At 66.6% G+C, this 1517-nt stretch carries 2 protein-coding genes; one reads left to right on the plus strand and one right to left on the minus strand.

From position 1 onward, the window contains the following. Window positions 1–141 precede the first annotated feature (141 nt). Window positions 142–960, plus strand: a complete 819-nt coding sequence (gene map / locus Q7T84_RS16875; protein ID WP_304811143.1) for a type I methionyl aminopeptidase — start codon at window positions 142–144, stop codon at window positions 958–960. A gap of 368 nt (window positions 961–1328) precedes the next feature. Here the strand turns inward: map and Q7T84_RS16880 are convergent. After that, window positions 1329–1517 (minus strand): hypothetical protein (locus Q7T84_RS16880; protein ID WP_304811145.1); only part of this gene is annotated, 189 nt, incomplete at its 5' end.

Below are 1517 nucleotides of genomic sequence, written 5' to 3' on the forward strand. Positions count from 1 at the left end.
CCTCTATCGCCGCGGGCGACACCGCAGAGGCGGGCGTTGAAGTTTGGTGCTATGATGACGACATAACCCCCAGCGCAGTCGCCATCGCCCGCTCGGTTCCGTGGCCGGCGCCAGCGCCAGGAAAGCCTTGAGAGTAAGCACATGACCGACGTCCTCGACGCCGAACACCGCACCGGACAGATCCGCATCCACGACGCCGCGGGCTTCGAGGGCATGCGCGTCGCCGGCAAGCTCGCCGCCGAGTGCCTGGATCTGCTGACCCCGCATGTGGTCCCCGGAGCCGTGACCGAAAAGCTCGACGACATGGCGCGCGAGTTCATCCTCGACCATGGCGCGATCCCGGCCTGCCTGTTCTATCGCGGCTACGGCAAGACCACCTGCATCTCCCCCAACCACATCGTCTGCCACGGCATTCCGGGCGAACGCGTGCTGCGCGAGGGCGACATCGTCAATATCGACGTCACCGTCATCGTCGACGGCTGGCACGGCGACACCAGCCGCATGTACGGCGTCGGCGAGATCGCCCCACGCGCCAAGCGCCTGATCGATGTGACCTACGAGTCCATTCAACGCGGCCTGGACCAGGTGAAGCCGGGCGCCCGCACCGGCGATATCGGCCACGCCATCCAGCAGTATGTCGAGTCCATGCGCTGCTCGGTGGTCCGCGACTTCTGCGGCCACGGCCTGGGCAAGGTGTTCCACGACGCGCCCAACATCCTGCACTTCGGTCAGAAGGGCACGGGCGAGGTCCTGCAGCCGGGCATGTTCTTCACGATCGAACCGATGGTGAACCTGGGCAAGCACCCGGTGAAGTTGCTGTCCGACGGCTGGACGGCGGTGACCCGGGACAAGTCGCTCTCGGCCCAATGCGAGCATTCGATCGGCGTCACCGAGACCGGCTACGAGATCTTCACCGGCTCCCCCGCGGGCCTGTTCAAGCCGCCCGTCCAGGGCGGCTGAGCCCCGGTTGGTCGCAAGCCGCGCCGGGTTCGTCCCTTGGGGGATGTTCCGGCCGGCCGCGCCCGCTAGCTCGATCAGGCCTTCAGCCTGCGAGCATCAATTGCCCATCTCCTCCCCCCCCGCGCGGCCGGCGACTTGCCCGCCGCTCGTCGCCGCTGTTCCTCCTGTCAGCCTTTGGGGCCGTCTGGGGTTACTTTATCGCGACGTTCGGCTGGTCCGGCGCCTTGCTGGGATGGTGGCCAGCCGTGGTGATCGGCGGCGGAGGCGGCTTCGCGATCCTCAAAGCCATCGAGCGGATTTGGGTCCGTTGAACAGTCTAGTCGGACAAACCAGACCGGTCTTGCCCCGCTGCGCCAACGCAACCATCGTCACGAGGCGGCGCGGAGGGCCTCGGCGGGCTGTTCTTCAGTTCGGACGAGCTCGCGAATCCAGCACTCTTCGCCGCGGCAATACATGATCATCGTCCCGTCAGAATCGGCGGGAGTCAGCTCGTACTGACCATACCAAGCCTTGTCCTGAGCGGGGTCGCAGTCCAGCAGGATCGCCGCGTCGCCCAG

Origin of the sequence: Phenylobacterium sp., from assembly GCF_030654915.1 — a bacterium.
Lineage (GTDB): Bacteria > Pseudomonadota > Alphaproteobacteria > Caulobacterales > Caulobacteraceae > Phenylobacterium.

What these genes read in the sequence shown, in the direction of transcription:
- map (WP_304811143.1), top strand. Translation starts at nt 142, where the DNA reads ATGACCGACGTCCTCGACGCCGAACACCGCACCGGACAGATCCGCATC.